This window comes from Aestuariirhabdus haliotis, assembly GCF_023509475.1.
GTDB lineage: Bacteria > Pseudomonadota > Gammaproteobacteria > Pseudomonadales > Aestuariirhabdaceae > Aestuariirhabdus > Aestuariirhabdus haliotis.
In genome coordinates this window covers 1-401 of sequence record NZ_JAKSDZ010000113.1, presented here as the reverse complement: position 1 = coordinate 401, position 401 = coordinate 1, and the positions used below count along the sequence as shown (strand labels likewise).

At 43.9% G+C, this 401-nt stretch carries 1 protein-coding gene; it reads left to right on the top strand.

From position 1 onward, the window contains the following. Positions 1-78 precede the first annotated feature (78 nt). On the top strand, positions 79-401 hold a 323-nt coding region (locus MIB40_RS19500), incomplete at its 3' end, for a transposase (protein WP_249697179.1).

The following is a 401-nucleotide window of genomic DNA, read 5'->3' as shown; positions in this document are numbered from 1 at the left end:
GGGCGTTGAAGCTGTAGAAAAACTCTCAAAAACAGGCGTTTTTTGATAAAATCAGGCATCGAAACAGGAACGCTTCGTATGCCAAACTTCAAAAAATACAACTACGATCAAACCGCCATGGTGGTGATCAATTTCGAAGAACAATTACAGCCCAACACCTTCGAATTTACCTTACACCAACTGATCGATCATCATCTTGATCTGTCGGCCTTTTACGATAAGTACAGCAATGATGCCGGCGGTCGATCCGCTTATGATCCGGCGATTCTGCTTAAAATTATTCTTTTTGCGTACTCCAAAGGCATTACCTCCAGTCGTGAAATTCAGTGGCAGTGCGAACACAATATCATCTTCAAAGCCCTGTCTTGCGATTCTGTTCCCCACTTCACCAGCATTGCCAG